This is a genomic window from Bifidobacterium pullorum subsp. saeculare (assembly GCF_016899725.1).
GTDB lineage: Bacteria > Actinomycetota > Actinomycetes > Actinomycetales > Bifidobacteriaceae > Bifidobacterium > Bifidobacterium pullorum_C.
This window is the reverse complement of sequence record NZ_JACLYU010000053.1, coordinates 1-1335: the sequence shown is the minus strand read 5'-3', so window position 1 is coordinate 1335 and position 1335 is coordinate 1. Positions and strand designations below refer to the sequence as shown.

1 protein-coding gene is annotated in these 1335 nt (G+C 73.1%); it reads left to right on the top strand.

The window, feature by feature from the left end:
* Positions 1-859: PfkB family carbohydrate kinase (locus tag H7U32_RS09350; RefSeq protein WP_204469793.1), on the top strand; the 859-nt coding region annotated here is incomplete at its 5' end.
* Positions 860-1335: the final 476 nt, after the last annotated feature.

The window sequence follows — 1335 nt, the reverse complement described above, 5'->3', positions numbered from 1 at the left end:
GGGTGTGCCGGCCGAGCACGCGGGCATCGTGGGCACCGGCGCCTGGGCGACGCTGGTGCGCGAGTCCTTCGACGAGGCGCATATCGCCCATGTGGGCCCCGACCGGCTCGACCTCGACTCCGGGTTCCGCTTGGTGTTCCATGACAAGGAGACCGGCAAGAAGACCTTCGTGGCCCGCTACGGCGCCGAGGCGCAGGGCAACGAGGCCACGTTCGACCCGTTGGAGCCGGGCGAGGGCGACGTGGTGCACATCTCCGGCAACACGCTGCTTGACCACACGGCGGCCGGCATCGACGAATTCATGCACCGCGCCGGCACCGACCCCTCGGCCCGCCCGTGGCGCCTGGTCATCAATCCCACGCGCACGCTGGCCCTGGTCAACGACCATCTGCTCGAGGACCTGGTGCTCGCCCGGCCCACCTGGTCCTGCAACCGCCAGGAGGCGGCGACGCTGGCCGACCGCCTGGGCGTGGACGTGGACGATTCCGCCTCGTACACCGTGGGCGGCGGCTTCGACAAGTCGATGCGCGCGCTGTGCGCCGCGTTGGGCGAGACATTGCGCGCCCCGCTGGTGGTGCGCGCCGGCTCGCGCGGCGCCTGGGTGCGCGAACCGGGCGGCGAGACCGTGCATATCGAGGGATACCCAACCAAGCCCACGCACACGCGTTCCGCCGGCCCGTGCCACACCGGCGTGACGTGCGCGATGCTGGCGCGCGGCTGGCAGCTGCCCGACGCGGTGCGCATCGCGAACGCCGCCGCCTCGCTGGCCATCCAGCACAACCGCGCCGGTGTGCCCGTCTGCCCCAGCTACGACGAGGCCGTCGCCTACGCGGGCGACGAGCAGGCCATCGCCGCCTGAGCCCGACCAGAACCGCCTGAGCCCGACCAGAACCGCCTGAGCCCGACCAGAACCGCCTGAGCCCGACCAGGACCACCTGAGCCCGACCAGGACCACCTGAGCCCGTCCCTGAGCCGCCTGAGCCCCTGAGGCCGGCCGAAAGCCGAACCCGATCACGTCTGCCCGGCCTGCCGAATTCACCGATGGTTCATCCGCGGCGGGGCCACGCCGGGCCCGCCGCACCTACGATAGTGCCTATGCAGACCCATCGCTCCCATGGAGAGGGCCGCCCGGCGGAGGGCGGCCCGCAGACCCCGACCATAACCCCGGCCACCACGACGATTCCAGACTCACCGACCACCGTCGACCCGACAGCCCCGGCCGCCCCGGCCGACACAGCCACCCCGGATTCCCCGACCACCCCGGCAGGCCGCCCGGCCCCGGCCGGCACAACCAAGCCGGCCGGGGCCGGGCGGCCTGCCGGGGTGGTCGGGGAA